Raw genomic sequence first — 26,526 nt, 5'->3', positions numbered from 1 at the left:
GCAATGCAGGACCGCATGGCCTATCCGGCCTGCCGTTCCGGATCCCCGCCCGTCAGCACTGCGTCGCGGTACATCGGTCCATGCTCCTGGCCAGCAAAACCGTAGCGCTCACCGGGCCTTCAGCACCACCCGGCAGGCGGCGGGAAGGGCCGCCATGGTCATCGGCGGCTTGGGCCTCACCGGCTTCGTCGATTTCGGCGGGTTCAGCACCGCGTCGCTGAACCAATAAGCGAGTTCCTCGCCACAGCCGTCGCCGGGGGGCGGCGGGGCCTGGTCCCCGCACTGATCGTCGCCGGCCGGGCAAGAGAGGCGAATATGGTAGTGGTAATTGTGCCCGTACATCGGGCGAACCTTGTTGAGCCAGGAGCGGTCGCCACCCGCTCCCCGACACAGGGCCTTCTTGATCGCCGGGTTGACGAAGAGGCGCGCGACTTCTGGCTGCTGTGCCGTGAGGCGGATCAGCTTGAGATGTTCCGGTGTCCAGACCTGCGGATCGATGTCAAGGCGGTCCGTGCGCACCACGTTGGTGGCCGAGGTCTCCTCGCGCTCCGCGCGTGTCATGCGGTGGTTTGGCATCGGTGTCAGCCAGATATCCGCGTCGAGGCCGAGCTGGTGGGAGGCATGGCCGGTGAGCATCGGTCCGCCGCGAGGCTGGGACATGTCGCCGACGAGAAGGCCGTTCCAACCGACGCTGGGCGCCTTGGCCGCCAGTCGCTCGATGAAATCCACGAGATTCGGCGTGCCCCACATCCGGTTGCGTGAGAGGCGCATCACCTGCCAGTTCTGTCCGTCCTGGGCCAGCGCCTCGCCGCCGGAGAAGCATCCCTTGGCATAGGATCCGTAGGGTCTTGCAGGACCGGGAGCCGGCGTCGTTGCCCGCCCGAAGAGGGCTTTGGCCGGTGTCGAGGGCGCGTCGGGATTGTCCAGTGGCGGTAGGGGCTTGGGGTTCACACTGCCCCTGTCCTGGGCCTGTGCGGCCCCTCCGCAGGCGAGGAAGGCGAGGGCCGCGAGGCGGAACGAGCGTAAGGTCAGGTGCATGGCGCCAACCTAGTCCATCGGCCGTCGGGCCGTCGAGAGCTCTCGGCTATTCCGCTGGCGAGACCGAGATCTTGATCGAGTCCGATTTCGCGCCGCTGACGACGATGAGAATGGGCATGGTGCCGAACTGGAACCGGACGCTCTTCGAAACGCCCGGACATCCGGGCCGCATCGTGCTCGCCACGGGTTTGCGCGTCGTCGTGCCGTCCTGGCTCACGTCGATCCAGGCATTGTCCGACAGGGTCACCTGATACAGGCCGGGCATAACGACGGGCGGTATTCGCAAGCTGCCGCCGAATGTGCCGGGATTCGGTTCCCGCGAGGGCACGAAGGGGAGATCGGCCTCGGCGATCGGCTTGAGTGCCAGGACGGCGCCCGGCATCTCTGCAGAGAGGGTCGCGCCGGAATCGAGCCGGGGGAGAGAAGGAGCTTCGAACCAGGCCTGCTCACGCAGGAGCGGCCAGTCGAACGAGGTGCAGGCGGCCGGATCGGCGACCTGTTGCGCCGACGCCCTATCGGCGTCGAGACCCGCGCCGGATGCGAGCACCAGGCCGGCGATGATCGGGAGCATTCTGCGCATGGCCACTGTCCTATGAACGGTCGCGGGCCCCTCGACGGTGAGAACGGTGCCGTGACCGGAAAGGTTTCCCACGGTTGTCCGCTTTGGGGGGGCAGTGCGGACCCGGTGATCACTCGTCGTCCGGTTGCTCGACGTCCTCGGACACGGTTCGGCGGACGCCCCAGCCGCGCAACGTCTCGTTGAGCTCGTCGAGGACGAAATGGCGGGCACTGTCGCGGTCGTAGCCTTCGTCGAGATAGGAATCGTATTCGGTGAAGACGTGGCGGGCAAAGGCGACGAGGGCGAGCCAAGCCGCGTTCTCGGGGCTCGCATTCCGCAGCCCCGGACTTGTCAGCGCCCGGGAGAGGACGGAATCCGTCTCGAAAGCGGGCAGGCGCGGAGCGAGGATACGAAGCGCTTCGCCGACGGCGTCCGCGCGGGTCATCGCGGCGTCTTTACTTGTCGTGGTGGCCGGCGGCGATCCGATCCGTGAGGGCCATGAGGATTCCGGACACGACGAAGACCATGTGGAGACCGACGAGCCAGTACAATTCGCGGTCCGGCGTCGCCTTGATGTCCATGAAGGCTTTCAGCAGCGAGATCGCCGAAATGGCGACGATCGACGACATCAGCTTCAGCTTCAGCCCGGTGAAGTCGATCGTCCCCATCCATTCGGGCCAGTCCTTGTGGTCCGTATGATCGATCTTCGAGACGAAGTTCTCGTAGCCCGAGAACATCACGATGATGAGCAGCGACGCGGTGAAGGACAGATCCACCAGGGTCAGCACGCCGAGAATGATCTGCGACTCGGTGGCGCTCCACATGTGCAGGACGAAATGAGCGAGTTCCTGAAACAGCTTGACCAGAAGCACGACGATGCCGATGCCGAGCGCCGCGTAGAACGGCGCCAGTAGCCAGCGGCACGCGAAGAGTACGCGTTCGAAAACCTGTTCGATCATCCGTCTCGAATCCCCCGCCCGACCGGGCGGGGTTTGGCATGTGCGGCCAAGCTCGACAAGCGGTGAGCTCGGCGGGCGAGGCGCCTCAGGCGGCGACGCCGGTACCGATCGGACAGGTCACGCCGGTGCCACCGACACCGCAATAACCCGCAGGGTTCTTGGCGAGATATTGCTGATGGTAACCCTCGGCGAAGTAGAACGTATCGAGGGGGACGATCTCCGTGGTGATCTCGCCGAACCCGCGTGCCTTCAAAGCTTCCCCGTAGGCCTCCCGTACGCGTCGGGCGGTCTCGGCCTGCGCCTCGTTCGCCGTGTAGATGCCCGAACGGTACTGCGTGCCGACATCGTTGCCCTGGCGCATGCCCTGGGTCGGGTCATGGTTCTCGAAGAACGTCTTGAGTACCGCCTCCAGGGGGCGCACGGCCGGATCGTAGACGACGAGAACCACCTCGTTATGCCCGGTCATGCCCGAGCAGACCTCTTCGTAGGTCGGGTTGGGCGTGAAGCCGCCGGCATAGCCCACCGCCGTCACGACGATTCCGTCCGGCAATTGCCAGAACTTGCGCTCGGTGCCCCAGAAGCAGCCGAGCCCGAGGACGATCTGCTCGCTTCCCTCCGGATAGGGGCCCTTCAGCGGATGGCCGTTGACGAAATGGGTCTCGGTGGTGGGGATCGGTGTCGACCGGCCGGGCAGCGCGTCGGCGGCGCTCGGCATTTCGGGACGTTTGCGGAAGAACTGGAGCATCGGGGCCTCCGTGAGAGGGCGGGATGTTCCCTATATGGGGTGCCGGACCCTCTTCCTGAATGCCCCGTGTCGAAACGGCCATGCCTTACGGTCGAGGCGTCAGGGCTGGCTGAGAAAGCCGATCGGCTCTCGGGGCGGCTGGCCGAGCCAGAGCAGGAAGGCCCCGAGACCGAGGCCGAGGAGGCAGGCGGGGGCCAGAGTGAGCGGCAGGACGAGGGCTTGCCACAGCCATGGGGCCACGCTCTCCACCGAGCCCTGGAGCGCACTCCCGCGCTCCTTGAACAGCGTCATCAGAAGGTCGCTCAGGTTGGTGACGCGGACGCCGTTATTGGCGATCGAGCGCGCGCCATCGTAGACGAGGCCGACGAAGCCCGCCGCGAGGACGACATATCCGAGGAGGCGGCTTAGGAAGCGGAGCATCGCGGCTTGCACACACGCCGGCTCCCATGCCGGCCCTGCGGGATTAGGGGGCGCCGTCGCGAGGCGCAAGGTCTCCGAGGCACACGCCGTCCCGGCAGCCAGCGCGCATCGGCCGCCATTGCGCGCCGTGACGGCTCCGTGGCACAGCCCGTCCCAGCCATTTCCAGCGGACCATCGCCTTGCCGACCGAACCCGAAACTTCCACCGGACTGGTGATCTTCGATTGCGACGGCGTGCTGGTCGACAGCGAGCCGCTGAGCCTCGGGACACTGACGGCGGGGCTCAACCGGATCGGTGTCGCCATCGATGTGGATACGGTGAGGGAGCGCTTCGCCGGCACGTCGATGACGTCGATCATGGGACATATCGAGCGCGATTACGGGATCGCCGCACCCGACGGCTTCGTCGAGGCGGTGAAGGCCGAAACCCTTCGTGCCTTCGACCGCGACCTGCGCGCCATGGAGGGAATCGCCCTGGCGGTGCGGGCGCTGGAGCTTCCGAGCTGCGTCGCGTCCAGCAGCGATCCGGCGCGGCTTGCCCATTCACTCGGCCTCACCGGTCTGCTGCCCCTGTTCGAGGGCCGCATTTTCTCGGCGACCATGGTCTCCCGCGGTAAGCCGGCGCCCGACCTGTTCCTCCTTGCCGCCGCCGAGATGGGCGTCGCCCCTGGTCGCTGCCTCGTTGTCGAGGACAGCGTGCCCGGAGTCATGGCGGCGCGTGCTGCCGGAATGCGCGTCCTCGGCTTCATCGGCGGGGGCCATTGGGAGCACGATCCCACGGGGGCGGACCTGATCGCGGCCGGGGCCGAACGGGTCTATGCGCATCATCGCGACCTTGCCGGCCTGATCGGGCGCGCCGCCGCATCCGTCTGACCTCGGCTCTTCCCGAAGAAATCGCCTGTGCTTCGTCGGTCTGCGCGTCATTCATGCCATGAGGGCGCATGCATTCGGAAGATGCATCCGTTGACGAAGCGGAGGACTGCTATCATTCTATAGGTGCGGTTGTGGTCCGTATGGATCGATCCGCCGCGGTGATTTGAAGTGTGTAGCTTGCGCCGCGTCATCAAACGCTAAAGCACTGCGGAGCGCTCGCGCCTCGTGGTCCTTCATCGAAAGGATGACTTGCCGTGATTGATCGAACCTCCTTCCAAGCTCTTCTGCATGCCTGCTCCGGCTGTCGATGCTGACCGACCCGTCAGATCGAGCCGCTTTCAGCAGATGGCCCTCGGGCCGCGTCAGGAGTTCACGACACCATGCCCCATCTCCAGCAGGACGACGCTCGTCGGGCGTTGAATCGATTGCACACGCCTGATGCCCGGGCGGATCATCTCCAGGCCCGTGCCCGCAACCGCCTTCATGCCGCCCCGCCGCCGCGGGTGATCGAAATTGGCGAAGTGACGGCCGGAATCGCCGTACCCGAACGGGGCGGCGTGCGGTTCTTCTCGTCAGAACGCGATTTCGACCCCCTCGACGGGCTCGTCTTCCGCAGCGTCGAGCAGGCGGCAAAGGCGGCGCGGGACCGTTTCGCGGCCCGTCGTGCGCCGCGCCGGCACGCCGTCCGAACCCGGCTCGATCTCGTGCGTCCCGAGGCGGATATCGACCTTCATCGGACGGCGTACGGGCGCTGAGCGTTCGTTACCCTTCGACAGTGGGCGTTCCGACAGGGACGCCCACTGCGGCGACATGCCCTTTACGCTTCGACGACGGTGCTCGACGGACGCGTAGCCCTTAGGCTTCGCCGGCGCTCGGCTCGGGCGAGTTCGGCCGCATTGGCAAATCCCGTCGCCATGGCGATATCGGCCGAACTCAGCGCGCTCTCGCGGCGGAGCTGATGGGCCCGGTCGAGCCGCAGGGCGAGATAATGCTGGTGAAGACTGATACCGATCCGGTTTTTGAAGAGCAGCTCGAGTTGGCGGATCGACACGCGGGCGAGTTCGGCCAGGCCCTGCCGAGGTAGCGGCGCTTCCAGATTGGCCTCCATCGCGGCGAGGACCCGGAGCAGGCGCGGATCCCGCACCCCGATCCGCAGGCGCAGGTCCATCCTCTGCGGGCTCAGGCCCTCCCGGATCTGGTTGTGCAGGAACCAGTCGCTGACACCGTTGGCGAGGCCCGGACCGTGGTCGCGCTCGATCAGGTTGAGCATCAGGTCGAGGGCGGCGATGCCGCCCGAGCAGGTGATCCGATCGTCCTGGATCTCGAACAGGGAGCGCACGACCTCGATATCCGGGTAGCGTTCCTCGAAGGCGGGAACATGTTCCCAGTGGAGCGTGCAACGGCGCCCCGCCAGCAGACCCGCGCGAGCGAGCAGGTAAGGCCCTCCGGAAATGCCGCCGAGGGTGATCCCACGCCTCGCGAGATGGCGAAGCCAAGCGGTCAGGGCCGGGTCGTCGAAGGCGGCAGGATTTCCGCCCGCACAGACGAAGACCCGATCGGCGTCGAGTTTGGTGTCTCCGACATCGACATCCGGCAGGATCGTGATTCCGTTCGAAGCCTGTACGGCGCCTCCCCCCGGTGCCGCATGCCACCAGCGGTAGACTTCGCTGTCCAAGAGAGTGTTGGCCGCCCGCATGGGCTCGACCGCGGCCGCATAGGACATGAGCGGAAAGCCGGGCAGCAGGATGAAGCCGACGGTCAGCGGCTTCGGCTTTTCCGGCGTGGCGGTGTTCCGATCCAAACGTGGAGGAGTGGGAGCTGGGGGGCGGATGCTCATTTCTGCGCGAATTGTCCGAATTACGTCGCAAAATGCAAGGGGTGCTGGCTGGCGATAAGCTACCGATGAGGCTCACACGCCGCATTCAGCCCCGGAGCATGTCCCGCCATGCGCTATTCCCTTCTCAGCATCCTGGGTCAGGCCCTGCGTGGCCAACGCGATTGGAAGCCCCAATGGCGCGATGCTGCGCCCAAGGCTGAGTATGACGCCGTCATCGTTGGCGGCGGCGGCCACGGTCTCGCGACCGCCTATTACCTCGCCAAGGAGCACGGCATCACCAACGTGGCCGTGCTGGAGAAGAGCCATGTCGGCTCCGGCAACGTCGGGCGCAACACCACCATCGTCCGCTCGAATTACGGGCTCGCCGGCAATATCCCGTTCTACGAACGGTCGATGAAGCTCTGGGAGGGGCTGGAGCAGGACATCAACTACAACGCCATGGTGAGCCAGCGCGGCGTGCTGAATCTCTACCATTCGGATGCGCAACGCGATGCCTATGCCCGGCGCGGCAACGCCATGCGGATGGCGGGCATCGATGCCGAACTCCTCGACCGAGAGGGGGTTCGGGGAATGGTGCCGTTCATCGATTTCGACAATGCGCGCTTTCCCGTGAAGGGCGGTCTCCTCCAGCGCCGGGGCGGCACCGTGCGCCACGACGCCGTGGCCTGGGGCTATGCCCGCGCGGCCAGCGACCGGGGCGTCGATATCGTCCAGAACTGCGCCGTCACCGGCATCCGCCGCGAGAATGGGCGGGTGGTCGGGGTCGAGACGAGCCGTGGCTTCATCCGGGCGAAGAAGGTCGCGCTCTCGGTGGCGGGCTCGACATCGCTGCTGGCCTCCATGGCCGATCTGCGCCTGCCGATCGAGAGCCACGTGCTCCAGGCCTTCGTCAGCGAAGGCGTGAAGCCTCTCATCGACACTGTGATGACCTTCGGGGCCGGCCATTTCTACGTCAGCCAGTCGGACAAGGGCGGCCTCGTCTTCGGGGGCGACATCGACGGCTACAATTCCTACGCCCAGCGCGGCAACCTCGCGACGATCGAGGACGTGATGGAGGGCGGCATGGCCCTGTGGCCGGGCCTCGGGCGCCTGCGCCTGCTGCGGCACTGGGGCGGGATCATGGACATGTCCATGGACGGCAGTCCGATCATCGACCGTACACCGATCGACGGCCTCTATCTCAACGCGGGCTGGTGCTACGGCGGCTTCAAGGCGACCCCCGCGGCGGGCTTCTGTTTTGCCCATCTCATCGCCCGCGACACGTCCCATGAGGACGCCGCCGCCTACCGGCTCGACCGCTTCGCCACCGGCCATCTCATCGACGAGAAGGGCATGGGCGCCCAGCCGAACCTGCATTGAGCGCGGATCTGGATTGAGGGAACGACGATCATGCGTATACGATGCCCCCATTGCGGGCCCCGTGACAACGGTGAGTTCAGCTATCTCGGCGACGCCGCGCCGATCCGGCCCGACGGCATAGAAGCGCAGCCCGTCGCCATGCACGACTACGTCTACCTGCGCGACAACCCGGCCGGCCCCCATCGCGAGCTCTGGTATCACGGCGCCGGCTGCCGCTCCTGGCTCGTGGTCGACCGGGATACGCGAACCCATGAGATCACCGGGGTGTCCTCCGCCCGCGACGTCGCGCTGAGCCGCCGGACAGGAGAGGTCGCATGACCACGATCACCCTTCGGGACACCGCCCTCCCGGGCGTTGCCGCGCCAGCAACTTTCACCGGCCAGGACTTTCGCACCGCGACCGGCGGGATGATCGACCGCCGCCGCCCCCTGGACTTCACCTTCGACGGCCGCCGCTACAGCGGGTTCCAGGGCGATACCCTGGCCTCGGCGCTATTGGCCAATGGCGTGAGGCTCGTGGGCCGGTCGTTCAAGTATCACCGCCCGCGCGGCATCCTCACCGCCGGTTCGGAGGAGCCGAACGCCCTCGTCGAGCTGCGTTCGGGCGCGCGCCGGGAGCCGAACACCCGCGCCACCGTGGCCGAACTCTACGAGGGGCTGGAGGCGTCGAGCCAGAATCGCTGGCCGTCGCTGAAATACGACGCCCTCTCGGTCAACGCCCTGGCGGCGCCGGTCTTCGCGGCGGGCTTCTATTACAAGACCTTCATGTGGCCGGCCGCTCTCTGGGAGAAGCTCTACGAGCCGATGATCCGCCGCGCCGCCGGCCTCGGCCGGGCCGCGCACGCGCCGGATCCCGATACCTACGACAAGGCCTTCGCGTTCTGCGACGTGCTTGTGATCGGGGCCGGACCGGCCGGGCTCGCGGCGGCCCTGGCCGCCGGACGCTCGGGTGCGCGCGTCATCCTCGTCGACGAGGATCACCGGATGGGGGGGCGCCTGCTCGCCGACCGGCGCGAGATCGCCGGGCGATCCGGTGCGGATTGGGTGGCGGATGCCCTCGCCGAATTGGAATCCATGCCGGAGGTGCGCATCCTTCCCCGGACCAGCCTGTTCGGGGTCTACGATCACGGTGCCTACGGGGCGGTCGAGCGCGTCGGCGATCATCTGGCCGTGCCCCCCGCCCACGCGCCGCGCCAGCGCATGTGGCGGATCACGGCAAGGCAGGCCATCCTCGCCGCCGGAGCCATCGAGCGCCCGCACGTCTTCGGCGGCAACGATCGGCCCGGCGTGATGCTGGCCGGCGCGGTGCGGACCTACCTCAACCGATACGGCGTGCTGCCGGGGCGGAACGTGGCCGTTTTCACCTCTGGTGACGACGGCTGGCGCACCGTGGCCGATGTCGTCGCGGCCGGCGGGCAAGTCGCGGCGGTGATCGATTCCCGCGCATCGGTGCCGACCGAGCTGCGTCGGGCGGCCGAGGCAGCCGGCGCGCAGGTGATCTGCGACGGCTACGTCACCGGCACGAAGGGGCATCTCGGCCTGGAGGCGATCGAGGTGGTGGACACCTATGGCAGCCGCCAGACCATCGCCTGCGACTGCCTCGCCATGGCCAATGGCTGGAACCCGATCGTGCATCTCGATTCGCATCTGTCGCGGCGCCCGGTCTGGGACGAGACGATCCACGCCTTCGTGCCGGGTGCGCTTCCCTCCGGCATGGTGGCCGTCGGGGCGGCGGGCGGAGCCTTCACCCTCGCTTCCTGCCTGGAGACCGGCGGCCGGGCCGGTGCGGAGGCCGCCTCAGCCTGCGGGTTCGCCGGCGCCGCGCCTGAGATTCCGAAGACCGACCCCGAGAGTATCGCCCATACGCCGCTCTGGCGCGTGCCGGTCTCGAAGGGCAAGGCCTTCGTCGATTTCCAGAACGACGTGGCCGCCTCCGATGTGGAACTCGCCCATCGGGAGGGCTTCCGCGCGGTCGAGCTCCTGAAGCGCTACACCACCCTCGGTATGGCCACCGACCAGGGCAAGACCTCGAACCTCGCCGGGCTCGGCATCATGGCGGAGCTCACCGGCCAGCCGGTCGCGAGCGTCGGCACCACGATGTTCCGGCCGCCCTTCACTCCCGTCGCCATCGGCGCCTTCGCCGGGCATCACCGGGGCAAGGATTTCCGCGCGACCCGGCACGTCCCCTCCCATGCCTGGTGCGAGGAGCAGGGGGCGGTCTTCGTGGAGACCGGCCTGTGGCTCCGCCCGGCCTACTTTCCGAAATCCGGCGAGAGCGACTGGCTGGAAACGGTCAATCGCGAGGTGAACACGGTGCGCGCCCATGTGGGCATCTGCGACGTGACCACGTTGGGCAAGATCGACATCCAGGGGCGGGACGCCCTCGCCCTCATCGAGCGGGTCTGCGCCAATCCCTTCGGCACGCTGCCCGTGGGCAAGGCGCGCTACGCCGTGCTCCTGCGCGAGGATGGTTTCGTCCTGGACGACGGCACCATCGCGCGGTTGGGAGAGACCCATTTCGTGATGACGGCCTCCACGGCCAATGCCGCCAAGGTCATGCAGCACCTCGAATTCTGCCACCAATGGCTATGGCCGGAACTCGACGTGCAGATGGTTTCGGTGAGCGAGCAGTGGGCGCAATACGCTGTGGCCGGACCGCGCGCCCGCGACACGTTGCGGGGCATCGTCGATCCCGGATTCGACCTGTCGAACGAGGCCTTCCCCTTCCTGGCCTGCGCCGACGTCACGGTGGGCGGGGGGATCCCCGCGCGGCTGTTCCGCATCTCGTTCTCGGGCGAACTCGCCTACGAACTCGCCGTCCCGGCCGCCTATGGCGATGCCGCCTGGCGGGCGGTCATGGCGGCCGGCTCGGCCCACGGCATCACGGCCTACGGCTCGGAGGCGCTCTCGGTGATGCGCATCGAGAAGGGCCACGCGGCTGGTGCCGAGATCAACGGCCAGACCACGGCGCGGGACATCGGCCTCGGCGGGATGCTCGCCAAGAAGAAGGACTATATCGGCCGCCTGATGAAGGAGCGCCCGGCCCTCGTCGATCCCGATCGGCCGATCCTTGTGGGCTTCCGCCCGGTCGATCGCAGCCAGCGCCTGCGCGCGGGGGCGCGGTTCCTCGCCGTCGGCGCCGCCCCGAGCCTCGCGGCCGATGAGGGCACCATGACCTCCGTCGCCTATTCGCCGAGCCTCGGGCACTGGATCGGGCTCGGCTTGATCCGGCGCGGCGCCGAGCGCCATGGGACACGGGTTCGCGCCTACGATCCGGTGCGCGACGGGGATGTCGAAGTCGAGATCTGCTCGCCGGTCTTCATCGACCCGAAAGAGGAGAAGCTGCGTGTCTGATGCTATCGAGACGACATGGCGGCCGAGAAGCGCCTGGGCGGGGATCGCGCCGGTCGGCCGGTACGGCCGCCCAGGCGGCGAGCCCGGCCTCCGTCTGACCCTGCGCGAGGACCTCGCGCTCGCCACCCTGATCGCGGTGAAGGGGCGGACCGATGCCCTCCGGCAGGTCTTGGACGAGCGCTTCGGCTGGTCGCTGCCCGATACCGGTACCGCCAGCCTGACGGGAGAGCGGGGATTGGTCTGGTCCGGACCGGATCAATGGCTCGCGCTGTTCGAGACGCGGAGGGAGATGGCCGGCCTCGTCCAGGCCTTGCAGGGGCTCGCTGCGGTCACGGATCAGAGCGACGCCCGCGCGATCGTCCGCGTGTCCGGGCCGGACGCCCGCGCGTTCCTCGCCAAGGGCCTCGCCATCGACCTTCATCCCCGTGCCTTCCAGCCGGGGCAGGTCTCCGTCACCGCCCTTGCGCATATGAGCGCGCAGGTCTGGCAGCGGGACACTTCCCCCACCTATGATCTCGCCGTGGCACGCAGCTTCGCCGGCAGCGTCTGGTCGTGGCTGAGCCATGCCGCGGACGAGTTCGGCTACGACGTGCGCAACTCGACGCCTTGAGCCGAGGCAGTGGTTCAGCCGCGGGGGTAGACGATGATGGACAGGTAGGTCATCGGCGTCTTGATCAGTTTGGCCGGCCCGTGGGACGCCGCCGAATCGAACAGCAGCGAGTCTCCCGGCTGCAGCGTGTAATCGTGCTTGTCGTGACGATAGACGACTTCGCCGGTCAGCATATAGATGAACTCGGTCCCCGCATGCCGAAACCCGGTATAGGATTCGGCATCGTTTTCCAGTGTGATCAGGTAGGGCTCGACGACGATTTCACCGCGCAGGCCCGCCCCCAGAAGCTCGTAGAGATGGCCGGCTTTCGTCCCGCGCCGCTCGATGACGACACCCTGTCCGCGCTTGACGAAGGAGCAGTCGCGGCTCTCCTCGAAAGCCGAGAACAGCACGGTGATGGGCACGTTCAATGCCTTCGCGACGGCATTGATCGACGACAGGGACGGTGAGATCTGCCCGTTCTCCATCTTGGAGATCATGCCCGGCGAGATCCCGGCGGCTGTTCCAAGATCAACTACGGAGAGGTCCCGCTCGCGACGCAGGTGCCGGATCTGGTGGCCCAATGCCCGCTCCAGGCTTCTTTCCTGATCGGTCGGCGCGTTGGAGGCAGTGTTCAGCATCGTTTCCAAGCAATCTCATCGCAACGTCGGTCGTTCGAAAGCACGTCTCGTTCCCCGGCACCGCCGATTCCATCACGACAGGTCGTCGATCTCCAGCGAGGATCGATCGCCGCGGACCTTTCGCAGGCGCGTCGGCTCTCGCCAAAGAGGGCGTGCCGTTGGCGGCCATGTCTCCGTCGATGAAGTGTAAGTCCTCAAGCCGTGCATGACTATGTGGCATCACGAGCGGTCATCGCGATGCGTGGAGCACGCTCCTGGTGTTCCGGAACCCCGATTCGTTGCGCTCTCCACCTCCATGCGCTCCCGAACCCAGCGGCTGCCCGCCCTCCGTGTTTCTTTTGAAGAAATAATTGTTCCCGAGATTGACCCCTGCGGGTGATCCGTGCGACCAGTCCTTTCAAGGGACGGGTCGGCGTGGAGACCAAGTATGTGCGGTATTGTCGGGTTGTTTCTGAAGAATCCTGATCTGGAGCCTCGTCTGGGGTCTCTGCTGTCGACGATGCTCGAGACGATGACGGGGCGTGGTCCGGACAGTGCGGGCTTTGCCGTTTACGGAGCCGATGGAGCCGGGGTGAAGCTGACCCTGCGTGGAGCCGACAGGGCATCGCTCGCCGACGCGGTAGCCCGCCTCGAGAGCCGGCTGGGGCGCGGCGTCGAGGCGGTGGCGCGCGACACCCATACGGTGATCGACGTCCCGGTGGCCCTCGAAGGCGACGTGCGTGGCTTTCTCGGTACCGAGGCCCCCGGCATCGACGTGGTCAGCGCCGGCCGGCGGATGGAGATCTACAAGGAGGTCGGGCTGCCGGCCGCCGTCGCCGCGCGGTTCGATCTCGCCGGCATGACCGGCACCCACGGCATCGGCCATACCCGCATGGCCACGGAGAGCGCGGTCACCACCAACGGCGCGCACCCGTTCTCCACCGGCACCGACGAATGCCTGGTCCATAACGGCTCGCTGTCGAACCACAACGACATGCGCCGCCGCCTCGAGCGCGAGGGGCTCACCTTCGCCACCAAGAACGACACCGAGGTCGCCGCCGGCTACCTGAGTTGGCGCATGCGAGAGGGCGCGTCTCTCAAGCAGGCCCTGGAATCGAGCCTGTCGGATCTCGACGGCTTCTTCACCTTCGTGGTCGGCACCGAGACGGGCTTTGCCGTGGTGCGCGATCCGATCGCCTGCAAGCCGGCGGTGATGGCCGAGACCGACGATTACGTGGCCTTCGGCTCCGAGTACCGGGCCCTCGTGGGTCTACCCGGGATCGCCTCCGCCCGCGTCTTCGAACCCGAACCCGCCAAGGTCTACGCCTGGGAGCGTCACTGATGTCGTCCTACGATCTCAACCAGGCGCCCCTGCGCGACCTCAACCGGGCATTGCACGCCCTGCGCCCCGACACCAACGAGACCCACTGGACCATCACCGGTCCGGATGGCCGCCACGCCATCGCGGTGGGCCTGGATGCGCCGATCTCCGTCGAGATCGAGGGGAATGTCGGCTATTACTGTGCCGGCATGAACAAGCTCGCGAGTGTCGTGATCAACGGCAATGCGGGCGTGGGTGTCGCCGAGAACATGATGTCGGGCTTCGTCCATGTGCGCGGCGACGTCAGCCAGTCGGCCGGCGCCACGGCGCATGGCGGCCTCCTCGTGGTCGACGGCAATGCGGGCGCGCGCTGTGGCATCTCGATGAAGGGCATCGACATCGTCGTGAAGGGCTCGATCGGCCACATGTCGGCCTTCATGGCCCAGGCCGGAACCCTCACCGTGCTCGGCGATGCCGGCGAGGCTTTGGGCGATTCCCTCTACGAGGCACGGCTCTATGTGCGCGGCTCGGTCAAGAGCCTGGGCGCCGATTGCATCGAGAAGGAGATGCGCGACGAGCACCGCGAGCAGCTCTACGCCAAGCTCCAGGCCGCCGGCCTCGCCGGCGAGGTCAGCCCGTCGGAGTTCCGGCGCTACGGCTCCGCCCGCCGCCTCTATCATTTCAACGTCGACAACGCCGGAGCCTACTGATGGCCGAGACTCCCAAGGACCCGACCCTCAAGGATGCGCGTCCCCTGCCGCGCACCAAGCCCCGCTTCTCGGCGACCTTCACCCCCGACGTGATGTCTGAGATCCGCCGCGCCGCCGCCACCGGCATCTACGATATCCGTGGCGCGGGTGCGAAGCGCAAGCTGCCGCATTTCGACGACCTCCTGTTCCTGGGCGCCTCGATCAGCCGCTACCCGCTGGAGGGCTACCGTGAGCGCTGCGGCACCGAGGTTGTGCTGGGCGCACGCTTCGCCTCCAAGCCGATCCACCTCAAGACCCCGATCACCATCGCGGGGATGAGCTTCGGCTCGCTCTCGGCCCAGGCCAAGGAAGCGCTCGGGCGCGGGGCGACGCTGGCCGGCACCTCGACCACCACCGGCGACGGCGGCATGACGCAGGAGGAGCGCGGGCATTCGCAGACGCTGGTCTACCAGTACCTGCCCTCGCGCTACGGCATGAACCCGGACGACCTGCGCAAGGCGGACGCGATCGAGATCGTCATCGGCCAGGGCGCCAAACCCGGCGGCGGCGGCATGCTGCTCGGCCAGAAGATCACCGAGCGTGTCGCCGGCATGCGCTGTCTGCCCCCGGGCGTCGACCAGCGCTCGGCCTGCCGCCATCCGGACTGGACCGGGCCGGACGACCTCGAGATCAAGATCGAGGAACTGCGCGAGATCACCGATGGCGAGAAGCCGATTTACGTGAAGGTCGGCGCCTCGCGGCCCTATTACGACACCGCGCTCGCCGCCAAGTCCGGCGCCGACGTGGTCGTGCTGGACGGCATGCAGGGCGGCACGGCAGCGACGCAGGACGTGTTCATCGAGCATGTCGGCATCCCGATCCTGGCGGCGATCCGCCCCGCGGTGCAGGCGCTGCAGGACCTCGGTCTGCACCGGAAGGTGCAGCTCGTGGTCTCGGGCGGCATCCGCTCGGGAGCCGATGTGGCCAAGGCCCTGGCGCTCGGCGCCGACGCCGTCGCCATCGGCACCGCTGCGCTCATCGCGCTGGGCGACAACGATCCGCGCTGGGAGGCCGACTATCAGGCCCTCGGTACCACCGCCGGAGCCTACGACGATTGGCACGAGGGCAAGGATCCCGCCGGCATCACCACGCAGGACCCGGAACTGGCCAAGCGCCTCGACCCCGTCCTCGCCGGCCGGCGGCTGGCCAACTACCTCGCCGTGATGACCCTGGAGGCGCAGACCATCGCGCGCGCCTGCGGCAAGAGCCACCTGCACAACCTCGAACCCGAGGACCTCGTGGCGCTCACCATCGAGGCCGCCGCCATGGCGCAGGTGCCGATGGCCGGCACGGGCTGGATTCCGGGCAAGACCGGCTTCTGAGCACAACGAAGGGCCGTCCCACGGGGGCGGCCTTTCCCTTCGACAGCACGGCCGAGCGGGCCGCCCGATTCAACGCAGGGTGACGCCATGAACACGGATCTCGAAACCGTCGCGAAAGAGCGCGGCATCAAGTACTTCCTCGTCTCCTACACGGACCTGTTCGGCACGCAGCGCGCCAAGCTCGTCCCGGCCGCCGCTATCGCCAGCACCTGTAGAAACGGCGCCGGGTTCGCAGGCTTCGCCACCTGGCTCGACATGAGCCCGGCCGATGCCGACCTCCTCGCCGTGCCCGATGCCGCCGGCCTGATCCAGCTGCCCTGGAAGCCGGAGGTGGGCTGGCTGCCCGCCGATCTCGTCATGGGCGGCAAGCCGGTGGAGCAGGGGCCGCGCAACATCCTCAAGCGCCTGATCGCCGAGGCGGCCCGCGACGGTTTGCAGATGAAGACCGGCGTCGAGTGTGAGTTCTTCCTGATCACGCCGGACGGGTCCGAGCCGGCGGACATGGCCGACCGGCAGATGAAGCCCTGCTACGACCAGTCGGCCCTGATGCGCCGCTACGACGTGATCACCGAGATCTGCGACGCCATGCTGGAACTCGGCTGGAAGCCGTACCAGAACGACCACGAGGACGCGAACGGGCAGTTCGAGATGAACTGGGACTACGACGACGCCCTCGTCACCGCCGACCGGCACGCCTTCTTCAAGTACATGACCCGCTCGATCGCCGAGAAGCACGGCCTGCGCGCGACCTTCATGCCCAAGCCCTTCATGAACCTGACCGGCTCCGGCTGCCACGCCCACGTTTCGCTCTGGAAGGGCGACCGCAACGTCTTCGCCGATGCGTCGGACGAGATCGGAATGTCGCGGGAGGGCTACCACTTCATCGGCGGGCTCATCCACTCCGCCGATGCCCTCGCCGCCATCACCAACCCGTGCGTGAATTCCTACAAGCGCATCAATGCCCCGCGCACCACGTCCGGTGCGACATGGGCTCCCAACACCGTGACCTATACGGGCAACAACCGTACCCACATGATCCGCATCCCCGATGGCGGGCGCTTCGAGTTCCGCCTCGCCGACGGTGCGGCCAATCCCTATCTGCTCCAGGCGGGCCTCCTCGCCGCCGGCCTCGACGGCCTGCGCAACCGCCGCGATCCGGGCCAGCGCCTCGACATCAACATGTACACGGACGGCCATACGGTTGAGGGCGTCAAGTGTCTGCCGCTCAACATGCTCGACGCCATGCGGGCCCTCGAGAAATGCGACGTGCTCAACGAGGCCTTGGGCTCGTTCGTGCCGAGCTATCTCAAGCTCAAGACCGAGGAATGGAACGCCTATTCGCGCCACCTCACCCAGTGGGAGCGCGACACCACGCTCGACTGCTGAAGCCCGGACCACCCGCCGGTCCCGACGGGGAAAGTCGCGCGAGTTGCCCCCGCCCTCGCGCGGAAGGGGTTCCCGGCCGAAGGGATTCCGGCGGGATCATGCTTGATTAGAACCAGACTGAAGGACATATCGCTTCCGGTTGCCGGTCCCGAGATTTGGGTGCATGAACCGGCTGATCTCGGCTTTTCGGTCCGAAACAGACGACGACGGGCGGGAAGAGCTCTGTGGACCACGACGACAGCAGCGCAGGAATCGAGGCCGACCGTCGTGCGGCCCTCGCGCGCTACGGCATCCTCGATACGGAGGCCGAGGCGGATTTCGACGATATCGTGAAGGCCGCGTCGGCGGCCTGCGATATGCCGATTTCCCTGATCTCCCTGCTCGACGGCGACCGCCAATGGTTCAAGGCCGAGACGGGTTTCGGTCGGCGGGAGACCCCGATCTCCTCTTCGATCTGCCGCCATGCCGTCCAGGAGCAGGACGCGGTGTTCGTGATTCCCGACACGACCCGCGACGAACGGACCTCAGCGAACCCGTTGGTCACCGGCGACTCGCATGTGCGTTTCTATGCCGGTGTGCCTCTGCAGACGTCGAAAGGCGTCACCCTCGGCACGCTCTGCGTCCTCGACACCAAACCGAACAGCCTCACCGCGGCGCAGAAGCTGATCCTGCAGACGCTGGCCAAGCAGGTGATGGCCCTGCTCGAACTGCGCCGTGCCCTGCAGGACCGGCGCGAGAGCGACCGGCTCAACAAGGCGATCCTGGAGAGCGCCGTCGATTACGGCATCATCTCCATGGATCTGTCCGGCCGGGTGACGAGCTGGAACACCGGCGCGGAACGCGTCATCGGCTGGAGCGAGGCCGAGATGCTCGGCGAGCCCGCCCATGTCTTCTTCACCCCCGAGGATGTCGAGACCGGCGCTCCCGAGCAGGAGATGGGTGCCGCACTGCTGCACGGGCGGGCTAGCGACGAGCGCTGGCACCGGCGCAAGGACGGGACCCTGTTCTGGGGCCTCGGCGAGATGATGCCGCTCAGGAACGAGGACGGACATCCGGAGGGATTCATCAAGATCCTGCGCGACCGCACGGAACAGCGCCTCGCGAACCAGAAGCAGCGCGACGACGCGGAATTCATGCGCAGCGTCCTCGCCTCGTCGGCCGATTGCATCAAGGTGATCGACCTCGACAACCGCCTGACCTTCATGAGTGAGGGCGGGATGCGGGTGATGGAGGTGAGCGACTTCAACGCGATCCAGAACTGTCCCTGGCCGGATTTCTGGCAGAACCAGGGCAATGACGACGCCTATGCGGCCCTTGCTGCCGCCAAGGCCGGGGGAACGGGCCATTTCCAGGGTCAGGCCAACACCATGGCGGGCAATCCCCGCTGGTGGGACGTGCAAGTCACCCCGATCCTCGATGCCGAAGGACGCCCCGAGCGGCTGCTCTCGGTCTCCCGCGACATCACCGTCCAGAAGACCGCCGAGCAGCGGATCAGCGCCAGCGAGGCGCGCTGGCGGGGCCTGTTCACCAGCATGCAGGAAGGGTTCTTCCTCGGCGAACTCGTTCGCGACCGGGCCGGCCGGGCCTGCGATTACCGCTTCCTGGAGATCAACCCGGCCTTCGCCCGGCAATCGGGCCTGTCGGAGCAAAGCGTCGGCCGTACCGTTCGAGAGCTCGTTCCCGAGATCGACCAGGGGCTGATCGACCGTTATGCGAGCGTGGTCGATACCGGCGAACCGAGCCTGTTCGAGATCACCGTGCCCGGCCTCGGCCGGACCTTCGAGGTCCGCGCCGGACACGAAAGCGGCCAGCGGTTCAGCTGCCTTTTCCTCGACGTCACCGAACGCAAGCAGGGCGAGACCCGTCGGCTCGCCATCGCGGAGCTCGGCGACCGCCTGCGCGACCTGAGCGACCCGGAAGCGATCGCGTTCGTCGCGGCAGAGATCACGGGCCGGACCCTGGGACTGTCCCATTCCGGTTACGGAGCCGTGGACCAGGAGCGCGAGACCATCGTCGTCGGTCGAGGGTGGTCGGCGCCGGGCCTCCCCGGCATCGACGGAGCCCGCGAGTTTCGGGATTACGGCTCGTGTATCGACGCGCTGAAGGCTGGAACGGCGGTTCTGATCGAGGATGCCGCCGCGGATCCGCGCACCGCATCGGATGCGGTTTCGCTGAACGACATCCGCATCCGTTCGTTCGTCGACCTGCCGGTCATGGAGCACGGACGATTCGTCGCCGTATTCTACGCAGCCAAGGACGTCCCGCACGCCTGGAACACCGAAGAGATCGGGTTCATCCGCAACATCGCCGACCGGACACGCGCCGCCATCGCGCGGATCGAGGCGGAGGCGCAGCAGCGCGTCCTGAATCTCGAACTCAGCCACCGCATGAAGAACATGTTGGCGATGGTGCAATCCATCGCCACTCAGACCATGCGGAACGCCACCGATGTCGTGAGCGCCAAGGAGGTGCTGGCAGGACGTCTGATCGCGCTGGGCAAGTCGCACGACCTGCTACTGGGCGGGTCGCTCGGCGATACGCCCCTGAAGACGCTGATCGAAAGTGCCCTGGAGCCTCACAAGGACAAGCCAGACCGTTTCTCCCTTCGCGGGCCGGCCCTGAATGTGGGTGCCAAGGCCGCGATGTCGCTGGCCCTCATCCTCCATGAGCTCGCGACCAATGCCGCCAAGTACGGCGCCCTCTCCACTGCCAAAGGCAGCGTCTCCATCGTCTGGGAGATCTGTCGGAGCGAGGGCGAGGGCGGCGATCAGGTGCTGCTGCGCTGGATCGAAGCCGGGGGGCCGCCGGTCAGTCCGCCCACCCGCACGGGGTTCGGGACACGCTTGATCGGGCGGGGACTTGCCGGCAATTTCGGCGGCGAGGTCTCCCTCGATTACCGCACGGCCGGTGTGGTCTGTACGCTCGAAGCGTCGCTGAAAGGTCTGCAGGCCGTGGATACGCCGCCCGACTTCCGTTGAGGCGATAGCAGGGAAGCGGATGCCGGGCAGGGCCGGCCTCAGTCTGCGCGGATCTGGGCCGCGCCGGGATCCTTGGAGTTGAGCGCGCAGCCGCAGGTGAACACCCTGGCGCCGCTGTCGGCTCCCCGCGAGACCGCCTCGCAGGTGAGAAGATGCCGGAGCTGCGCCTCCAGCTGATCCTTCTGATACGGCTTCTGCATCACGGGCACAGCCTGATAGGCCGGCTCCAGTCCGGCCGAGCCGTAACCTGTTGCGAACAGGAACGGGATGCAGCGCTCGAACAGCTGATCGGCTACGGGATAGCTGCGCGTTTCGCCGAGATTCACATCGAGGACGGCCGCATCGAAGTCGCCGGCCTGAAGCCGCCGCAGCGCCTGGTCGAGGCGCATGGCGACAACGACCTCGCAGCCGAGATCGAGAAGCATGTCCTCGGCGAGCATCGCGACAAGGCTTTCGTCTTCCACCAGCAGGACCCGGCGTCCCTCCAGGATACTCATGAGACCGGACGCCCCGTCACGACATCCTGTCCATGCCAACCCAGCGCGGTCAGTGGGATGTCGAGGCGGCACACGAGTCCGGCCGGTGCGAAATCGATCTCGGCGCTGCCGTCGAATTCCAGCGGCAATTGCCGCTCGATGAGCCTCGAGCCGAAACCCCTGCGGGTCGGAGGGATCACTTCCGGGCCGCCCGTCTCCGTCCAGGTGAGGGACAGGCGTTCGCGCCCGCCATCGGACGTCAGCGTCCATGTCACTGCGACGCGGCCTTCGGGAACCGAGAGGGCGCCGTATCTGGCGGCGTTGGTCATCAATTCGTGCAACGCCATCGCCAGCGTCACGGCGACCTTGGGGTGGAGGCGAGTATCCGGGCCGGTGATGTTGAACCGCGTCCCGTCGGTCTCCGCGACCGCATGGGGTGCGATCGCCCGCTCGACGACACCGATGAGGCTGGCGCTCTCCCAATTGGATTCCGTCAGGACATTGTGGGCGTCCGAGAGCGCCACGACGCGGGCATCGAACACGGCGCGGGCCGGCTGGTCGGCGACGTTGCGGAAAGTCTGCGCCGCGATGGACTGGACGGTGGCCAGGGTGTTCTTCACCCGGTGGTTCAGCTCGTTCGTCAGCAATTTCTGCCGCTCGGCCGCCGCCTTCTCCTCCGTGATGTCGCGGACTTCGATGATCGTACCGATGATCTTGGCCGCATCGTCGCGAATCGGGCTCGCGGTGAAGCCGACGGGGTAGAAATGCCCGTCCTTGTGGACGAACACCTCTTCACCGCGTTCCTGGTTGTTCTCGGGGAAGGCACGGTCGATGGCGCATTCCTCTAACGGGAACGGACGGCCATCGGGGTAGGTGTGGTGGACGATGTCGTGCAGCGGACAGTCGCGCGCGAGCACCTCTCCGACGCTGAATCCGGTGAGCAATTCGGCGGCGCGGTTCATGTAGACGCAGTGCTGCCGGTCATCCATCAGGAAGATCGCCACCGACGCGTTGTTGAGCACGGCGTTCAGGCGGCGCTCGGTCTCGTGGAGCTGTGACCCGCGGCGCAGGGTCGGCAGGGACATCGAGGCTTCGGCGGAGGAAACGAGTGGCGGCCGGGTCGGCACGAGGCAGGCTCTCTGCAAGGTTGGGTGGGCACCCGATGGCGCACCGCAATATCCTAACGGCTTCGATAGGGTTCGGCGAGGAAAGATCGGCCGATCCCCGATATCCCCGCGCACCGACATGCGAAAGCGTGAGGGGCGGCGGTTTGTTCCGCGCCACGGGCTTCGGCAAGCGATCCGGTGTCGAAACGCAGACGGCAGCGAGAATTCTCTGGGATGGCACAGCGCCGTCGTGCCGGACGATCGCATCGCGTCGGTCCTACTCTCCTGACTGAGGAGGGGGGATGGATGGATCGGCCCCGTATTGCAGGTCGGGCCGGGATCGTATGGGGGACGGTCGGACGCCATGCCGCAAGCCGGGATGGGGATGAGACTCTTGATCGACATGGGATCCGCCCGAGTTCCCGGCGCATGCCAAACTCTCCCGCCCCCCACACTACCATCCCCGGCCCCTGCACGGTGGTCTGCCTGCATTTCCTTGGGGGAAGCGCGCGGGAATGGGAGCCGGTCGCGGCTCTTCTCGATGGCGTCGCTCGCATTGTGGCTCTTGACCTGCCCGGTTTCGGCGATGCCGCCGCCGTGTCCGGTTATTCGGTGGCGGCGATGGCGGATCATGTGGCGGCGGGGATCGCCGCCGCCGATCCCAGTGGTCGATGGTATCTCGCGGGCCATAGCATGGGTGCGAAGGTCGCCCTGGCCCTCGCCCGGCGCGCCGAGGATAGTGCACCGGATCTGGCGGGGCTCGCCGGGCTGGTGCTGCTGGGCGGTTCACCGCCGAGCCCCGAGCCGATGTCCGACGACAAGCGGCGGGAGATGATGGAATGGATCTCAGCGGATGCGGACACCCGTCGCCGTAAGGCCGGAGAGTTCGTCGACCAGAATACCGGCTCTCCCCTCGGCGAGCCGCTTCGGACCCGCGCGGTCGAGGACGTTCTGCGCGCCTCTCCCGCCGCCTGGACGGCGTGGCTGCGCGACGGCTCCCGCGAGGATTGGAGCCGCCGGATCGGCATCCTGCGCATGCCGGCCGTGGTCGTCGGCGGAACCGAGGATGCCGATCTCGGCGCCGCCGCGCAGAAGGCTCTGACCCTTCCCCACTTGGCCCATGGCCGGCTGGTTGCTCTCGATGGCGCAGGGCACCTGCTGCCGCTGGAGCGGCCGGAGGCCGTGGCCAGCCTCATCGCGGGTCTCGCCTCCGAGGAACCGCTTCTGAAGTCCGAGGCACCGACCGTGCCGGAGCCCTATCGCGCGCTGATCGGATCCGACCGGGTGAACACGCGCCTGCGCGCGGCGCTCCTCGCTCGGGCCGAACCCGACGGCTCGGCCGCTCGGCCCGTGTACCTCGACCCGGTCGAGCTCGCGCAGCTTCGCGCCGTCGTGGACAGGGTTTTGCCGCAGGACGGCACGGGCCGGATCGACATCGCAGCGCAGATCGAGGCTCGGCTCGCTGCCGGAACCGGGGATGGATGGCGTTTTGCCAAGCTGCCGGCGGACGGAGCGGCCTACCGCGCCGCCCTGCGAACCCTGGATGCCGCCGCACGGTCCGTCCACGCGACGGGCTTCCTGTGCCTCGACGGCGGTGAGCAGGACGCCTTCCTGCAGGCCGCCGCCGCTGGCGAGCCGCTGTCGCATGGGGTGCCGCAGGGCGGGCTCGATGCCGACGGGATGAGCTTGTGGTTCGAGGATCTGCGCAGCGACGCAGTGCGGATCTATCTCGCCCACCCCGCAAGCCTCGCCCGGATCGGCTTTTCCGGGATTGGCGCGGGCGGCGACGATGCGGAAACCCTGCCGGGCTTCCTGCGCGTCGGCATCGGTGACCCGGAACCCTGGGAGTCCTCCGCTCTGCAAAAGTCCTCTACCCTCGGGGAGACCGGACGATGAAGCTCGATGCGATGCGTCGCTACGCAACCACCGACATCGTCGATGTCGTCGTCATCGGTACGGGCGCGGGTGGCGCGCCGGTGCTCGCCCGCCTCGCGGCGGCCGGGCTCAAGGTCGTCGCCCTGGAGGCGGGGCCGAACTTCGACCCCGCGCGCTTTGCCTTCGACGAGACGCTCGCCGACGAGATCTACTGGACCGAGGAGCGCCTCAGCGGCGGTTCGACGCCGGAGGCCTTCGGCGCCAACAACAGCGGCACCGGGGTGGGCGGCTCCACCCTGCATTGGGGCGCCTTCACGCCTCGCGCCGACGAGCGCGACCTGCGTCTTCACTCAGAGACCGGGATGGGGGTGGATTGGCCCCTCGGTTACGATGACCTGCGGCCGTTCTACGAGCGCGTCGAGGCGTTTATCGGCGTGTCCGGCCCCTCCCAGTACCCCTGGGATCCCGGCCGGCGCTATCCTCTCTCGCCGGTCCCGCGCAACGCGCCAGCGCAGGTGATGGGCCAAGCCTGCGACCGGCTCGGCATCCAGACAGCCGATTCACCGGCGGCCGTTGTCTCGGGTGACTTCCCCCAGGAGGGCGGTGCCCTGCGCCGGGGCTGCATCAATTGCGGATATTGCCACCAGGGTTGCCGCAATGGCGCCAAGACCAGCATGGACGTCACCTACCTGCCGCATGCCGTCTCCAACGGCGCGGAAATCCGTCCCGATTGTCGCGTGCACGGGATCGATCGCGACAGCGAGGGCCGGATCACGTCCGTGATTTACCGGCACGACGGCGTCGATCACCGGCAGCGTTGCGCGGCGGTCTACCTCTGCGCCGGCGCCGTGGAGACGCCCCGGCTCCTCCTGCATCTCGGGCTCGCCAACGGCAGCGGCCAGGTCGGGCGCAACTATATGGGCCATGTGGCGACCCAGGTCTGGGGCACGTTCGAGGCCGAGATGCGGATGAACCGGGGCTATCCCTCCTCGCTCATCAGCGAGGACATGGTCCGGCCCGATGATGCGGATTTCGCAGGCGGCTACCTGATGCAGAGTCTCGGCGTCCTGCCCGTCACCTGGGGCAACTCGGTGGCGCGGGGGCGTGGCCTGTGGGGCCGGGCGCTGACCGAACATCTCAATCGTTACAACCATATGGCGGGCATCGGGATCAACGGTGAGACCCTGCCCTGCGACGCCAACGTGCTGGTGCTCGCCGACGAGGTGGACGCGTTCGGGATGCGCAAGGCCCGCATCGATTTCGGCTATTCCTCCAACGAGGACCGGCTGAACGCCCATGCGACGCGGACCATGACGGCGATCTGGGAAGCCGCCGGCGCCACCGACATCTGGGTGCTGGAGCGCGTCGCGCACACGATCGGGACGTGCCGGATGGGCCGGAGCGGCGACAGCGCCGTGGTCGATCCCCATGGCCGGAGTTTCGAAATCCCGAACCTCTGGATCAGCGACGGATCGACCTTCCCGAGTTCGCTCGCCGCCAACCCGGCCCTGACCATCATGGCCCTGGCCCTGCGCTCGGCCGAGGCGTTCCTGGGCCATCCCTCCTGACGATTCCTGAGGAACGCCACCGCCATTCCCCGGTTAGATTCACCGCAACGCGACGAGGTTTCAAGCGCCATGACCACGAAGATTTCCACGAAGAATGCCCGCGCGGGTGCGCATGGCGAAATCGGCCTCGCCAAGGGTGAGCGGGTCGCCATGCGGATGTGGCGCCACGAGCCGCCGACGGACGACAAGCCGAGCGCCAGCCGACCCTACGAGACGGTGGGCTACGTCATTTCCGGCCGGGCCGAACTCACGGTCGGCGGTGAGACCGTGACCCTGGAGCCCGGCGATTCCTGGCTCGTCCCGGCCGGGGCCGAGCACACCTACACGATCCTCGACGCGTTCACGGCCGTCGAGGCCACCGCCCCGCCGGCCGCGTAGCCTTTCATACCCGCCGCACCCAAGGCGGCGGCGTGAGACCAGACATGAGAAGGGCCGGATCGATCACGATCCGGCCCTTCTCGCTATCTCGTTCCCGAAGGAAGACCCGTCCTACGCGCCGCCCCATTGCATGGTCAGGCCACCATCCACCACGAGGGTATGGCCGGTGACGTAATCGGCATCGTCCGAGGCGAGGTAGAGGATCGCCTTGGCGATCTCGTCGGGCTGGCCGGCGCGGTGCCACGGGATGCGTTCCAGGGAGGCTTCGAGCTTCTCGGGGTTCTCGAACCGGTCGCTGGTCATCGGCGTCTCGATCAGGCCGGGGGCGACGTTGTTGACGTTGATCTTGTCCTCGGCGAGCTCACGCGACAGGCTCCGGCAGAGGGAGCCGACACCGGCCTTCGACATGCCGTAGGGTGCGCTTTCCGGCGTCGGCAGGTGCTGGGCCACCGAGGAGACGATGACGATCTTCCCCCGCCCGCCATTGGCCCGCCGGACCTTGATGAAGGCGCGGGCGCAGAAGACCGGCCCCATCAGATTGACCCGCAGGATCTGCTCGAGTTTGCCGTCATCCATCTCGGCCACCGGCATGCCGCTCATGGCCTGACCGGCATTGTTGACGAGGATGTCGAGGACGCCGAACTCGGCCGCCACCTTGGCGAAGGTCGCCTCGACGGAGGCCGGGTCGCCGACATCGTCCTGGATCACCAGGCATGTGCGCCCGGCGGCCTCGACCCGGCGCGCGGTCTCCCGCGCGCCGTCCGCGTCGGTGTTGTAGGTGATCGCCACGTCCGCGCCTTCGCGCGCGAACAGCTCGGCCGCAGCCTGTCCGATACCGGAATCCGCCCCGGTGATCAGAGCGCGTTTGCCCTGCAACTTCATGTCTGTCCCATCTGTGCGAGAAGGGGTGCGCGGGCATCACGTGGCCGGCGATCACCCGTGATCTTCAGGACAATGGGCACGGTAAAACCCGGTTCCCGGGGTGCGGCATCGGCGGGGAGGGGCGTCGCTCCCCG

General features: G+C 67.4%; 25 protein-coding genes. 14 read left to right on the top strand and 11 right to left on the bottom strand.

From position 1 onward, the window contains the following. Positions 1-108: 108 nt before the first annotated feature. The 6 genes from mepA to ASF08_RS03180 form a co-directional block, all read right to left on the bottom strand. Complete coding sequence (gene mepA, locus ASF08_RS03205) at positions 109-1,038, bottom strand: penicillin-insensitive murein endopeptidase (RefSeq protein WP_018045601.1); 930 nt, start codon at positions 1,036-1,038, stop codon at positions 109-111. Positions 1,039-1,084: 46 nt separating this feature from the next. Next, a complete protein-coding gene (locus ASF08_RS03200; RefSeq protein WP_244474434.1) occupies positions 1,085-1,618 on the bottom strand; it encodes a hypothetical protein in 534 nt (177 codons plus the stop codon). A gap of 109 nt (positions 1,619-1,727) precedes the next feature. Next, entirely contained in the window at positions 1,728-2,042 is a 315-nt protein-coding gene (locus ASF08_RS03195; RefSeq protein ID WP_018045599.1) for a DUF2293 domain-containing protein, read from the bottom strand. Between the two features lie 10 nt (positions 2,043-2,052). Then, complete coding sequence (locus tag ASF08_RS03190) at positions 2,053-2,556, bottom strand: TIGR00645 family protein (protein WP_056141226.1); 504 nt, start codon at positions 2,554-2,556, stop codon at positions 2,053-2,055. Between the two features lie 85 nt (positions 2,557-2,641). Further along, on the bottom strand, positions 2,642-3,301 hold the full coding sequence (gene msrA, locus ASF08_RS03185; protein WP_056141223.1) for a peptide-methionine (S)-S-oxide reductase MsrA: 660 nt from the start codon (positions 3,299-3,301) through the stop codon (positions 2,642-2,644). A 99-nt stretch (positions 3,302-3,400) separates the two neighbouring features. Next, complete coding sequence (locus ASF08_RS03180) at positions 3,401-3,721, bottom strand: hypothetical protein (protein WP_056141222.1); 321 nt, start codon at positions 3,719-3,721, stop codon at positions 3,401-3,403. Between the two features lie 179 nt (positions 3,722-3,900). Between ASF08_RS03180 and ASF08_RS03175 the strand changes: the two genes are divergently transcribed. Further along, a complete protein-coding gene (locus ASF08_RS03175) occupies positions 3,901-4,593 on the top strand; it encodes an HAD family hydrolase (protein WP_056141221.1) in 693 nt (230 codons plus the stop codon). 380 nt (positions 4,594-4,973) lie between these two features. After that, positions 4,974-5,348: a hypothetical protein gene (locus ASF08_RS23650; protein ID WP_443136798.1), complete on the top strand. Its 375-nt coding sequence runs from the start codon at positions 4,974-4,976 to the stop codon at positions 5,346-5,348. Between the two features lie 62 nt (positions 5,349-5,410). Here the strand turns inward: ASF08_RS23650 and ASF08_RS03170 are convergent, their stop codons facing one another. Further along, entirely contained in the window at positions 5,411-6,430 is a 1,020-nt protein-coding gene (locus ASF08_RS03170; protein WP_056141219.1) for a GlxA family transcriptional regulator, read from the bottom strand. Between the two features lie 108 nt (positions 6,431-6,538). On the opposite strand from ASF08_RS03170, the gene ASF08_RS03165 reads away from it, so the two are divergent. From ASF08_RS03165 to ASF08_RS03150, 4 genes are read left to right on the top strand one after another with little or no spacing between them, the layout of a single operon-like run. Beyond that, positions 6,539-7,789 (top strand): sarcosine oxidase subunit beta family protein, encoded by a 1,251-nt coding sequence (locus ASF08_RS03165; protein WP_056141217.1) that lies wholly within the window; start codon positions 6,539-6,541, stop codon positions 7,787-7,789. A 30-nt stretch (positions 7,790-7,819) separates the two neighbouring features. Beyond that, positions 7,820-8,107 carry a sarcosine oxidase subunit delta gene (locus ASF08_RS03160; protein WP_056141214.1) on the top strand — a complete coding sequence of 96 codons (288 nt, stop codon included), beginning with the start codon at positions 7,820-7,822 and terminating at the stop codon, positions 8,105-8,107. Next, positions 8,104-11,142, top strand: coding sequence for a sarcosine oxidase subunit alpha family protein (locus ASF08_RS03155; RefSeq protein WP_056141211.1), 3,039 nt, complete (start codon positions 8,104-8,106; stop codon positions 11,140-11,142). The genes ASF08_RS03160 and ASF08_RS03155 overlap by 4 nt, the downstream gene beginning before the upstream one ends. After that, on the top strand, positions 11,135-11,752 hold the full coding sequence (locus tag ASF08_RS03150) for a sarcosine oxidase subunit gamma (RefSeq protein ID WP_056141208.1): 618 nt from the start codon (positions 11,135-11,137) through the stop codon (positions 11,750-11,752). The genes ASF08_RS03155 and ASF08_RS03150 overlap by 8 nt, the downstream gene beginning before the upstream one ends. Positions 11,753-11,766: 14 nt before the next feature. Here the strand turns inward: ASF08_RS03150 and ASF08_RS03145 are convergent, their stop codons facing one another. Beyond that, positions 11,767-12,372, bottom strand: a complete 606-nt coding sequence (locus tag ASF08_RS03145) for a helix-turn-helix domain-containing protein (protein WP_056141207.1) — start codon at positions 12,370-12,372, stop codon at positions 11,767-11,769. 427 nt (positions 12,373-12,799) lie between these two features. Here ASF08_RS03145 and ASF08_RS03140 point away from each other — a divergent pair, with 427 nt between their 5' ends. The 5 genes from ASF08_RS03140 (at position 12,800) to ASF08_RS03120 (ending at position 20,107) form a co-directional block, all read left to right on the top strand. Continuing rightward, the gene (locus ASF08_RS03140; RefSeq protein ID WP_056141205.1) at positions 12,800-13,693 is read left to right on the top strand and encodes a class II glutamine amidotransferase; all 894 of its coding nucleotides are present in this window, start codon (positions 12,800-12,802) and stop codon (positions 13,691-13,693) included. Then, positions 13,693-14,382: a protein glxC gene (locus ASF08_RS03135; RefSeq protein ID WP_018045584.1), complete on the top strand. Its 690-nt coding sequence runs from the start codon at positions 13,693-13,695 to the stop codon at positions 14,380-14,382. Before ASF08_RS03140 ends, ASF08_RS03135 begins: the two co-directional genes overlap by 1 nt. Beyond that, positions 14,382-15,743: an FMN-binding glutamate synthase family protein gene (locus tag ASF08_RS03130; protein ID WP_018045583.1), complete on the top strand. Its 1,362-nt coding sequence runs from the start codon at positions 14,382-14,384 to the stop codon at positions 15,741-15,743. Before ASF08_RS03135 ends, ASF08_RS03130 begins: the two co-directional genes overlap by 1 nt. An 87-nt stretch (positions 15,744-15,830) precedes the next feature. After that, positions 15,831-17,129: a type III glutamate--ammonia ligase gene (glnT, locus tag ASF08_RS03125; RefSeq protein ID WP_056141203.1), complete on the top strand. Its 1,299-nt coding sequence runs from the start codon at positions 15,831-15,833 to the stop codon at positions 17,127-17,129. A gap of 224 nt (positions 17,130-17,353) precedes the next feature. After that, positions 17,354-20,107, top strand: a complete 2,754-nt coding sequence (locus tag ASF08_RS03120) for a PAS domain-containing protein (RefSeq protein ID WP_056141201.1) — start codon at positions 17,354-17,356, stop codon at positions 20,105-20,107. A gap of 38 nt (positions 20,108-20,145) precedes the next feature. Here ASF08_RS03120 and ASF08_RS03115 read toward each other — a convergent pair whose 3' ends face one another. Together ASF08_RS03115 and ASF08_RS03110 are read right to left on the bottom strand one after the other, a co-directional pair. Further along, positions 20,146-20,604, bottom strand: a complete 459-nt coding sequence (locus ASF08_RS03115; RefSeq protein ID WP_056141198.1) for a response regulator — start codon at positions 20,602-20,604, stop codon at positions 20,146-20,148. Further along, entirely contained in the window at positions 20,601-21,668 is a 1,068-nt protein-coding gene (locus tag ASF08_RS03110) for a sensor histidine kinase (protein ID WP_056141197.1), read from the bottom strand. Before ASF08_RS03110 ends, ASF08_RS03115 begins: the two co-directional genes overlap by 4 nt. Before the next feature lie 450 nt (positions 21,669-22,118). On the opposite strand from ASF08_RS03110, the gene ASF08_RS03105 reads away from it, so the two are divergent. The 3 genes from ASF08_RS03105 to ASF08_RS03095 all read left to right on the top strand — a co-directional run bounded on the left by ASF08_RS03105 (position 22,119) and on the right by ASF08_RS03095 (position 25,510). Then, positions 22,119-23,585 carry an alpha/beta hydrolase gene (locus ASF08_RS03105; protein ID WP_056141193.1) on the top strand — a complete coding sequence of 489 codons (1,467 nt, stop codon included), beginning with the start codon at positions 22,119-22,121 and terminating at the stop codon, positions 23,583-23,585. Continuing rightward, positions 23,582-25,132, top strand: coding sequence for a GMC family oxidoreductase (locus ASF08_RS03100; RefSeq protein WP_082473028.1), 1,551 nt, complete (start codon positions 23,582-23,584; stop codon positions 25,130-25,132). Before ASF08_RS03105 ends, ASF08_RS03100 begins: the two co-directional genes overlap by 4 nt. Positions 25,133-25,201: 69 nt before the next feature. Further along, a complete protein-coding gene (locus ASF08_RS03095; protein WP_056141190.1) occupies positions 25,202-25,510 on the top strand; it encodes a cupin domain-containing protein in 309 nt (102 codons plus the stop codon). Positions 25,511-25,621: 111 nt separating this feature from the next. On the opposite strand, the gene ASF08_RS03090 is transcribed toward ASF08_RS03095, so the two are convergent. Further along, on the bottom strand, positions 25,622-26,392 hold the full coding sequence (locus ASF08_RS03090) for an SDR family NAD(P)-dependent oxidoreductase (RefSeq protein WP_018045575.1): 771 nt from the start codon (positions 26,390-26,392) through the stop codon (positions 25,622-25,624). Positions 26,393-26,526: the final 134 nt, after the last annotated feature.

It is taken from the genome of Methylobacterium sp. Leaf85, assembly GCF_001422125.1.
In the GTDB taxonomy this organism is placed as follows: Bacteria; Pseudomonadota; Alphaproteobacteria; order Rhizobiales; family Beijerinckiaceae; genus Methylobacterium; species Methylobacterium bullatum.
Note: the sequence above shows the minus strand (reverse complement) of the source record. Positions and strands in the feature narration are given on the sequence as shown.